This window comes from Patiriisocius sp. 208BN25-11, from assembly GCF_058147145.1.
In genome coordinates, this window is the sequence record NZ_JBYVJY010000094.1 from 1 (window position 1) to 249 (window position 249).

Genomic DNA, 249 nt, shown 5'->3' on the forward strand with positions numbered 1-249 from the left:
TGGGATCAAATAGGCCAAGATATTGATGGAGAAAATGCTGGTGATTTTTCTGGAGGTTCAGTAGCACTCTCGGCAGATGGCAGTATTGTAGCTATTGGAGCAATTCTTAATGACGGACTAAATGGCGCAGGTTCTGGACATGTACGGATATATCAAAATTTAAGCGGTACATGGACTCAAGTAGGCCAAGATATTGCCGGGGTAGGCTCATCTGATGAGTTTGGTGGTGCTGTGTCGCTATCAGCTAAT

General features: G+C 44.6%; 1 pseudogene. It reads left to right on the forward strand.

What is annotated here, in order from left to right:
* Nucleotides 1-249: pseudogene (locus ACY2RS_RS15705) on the forward strand (T9SS type A sorting domain-containing protein); the annotation flags it as partial.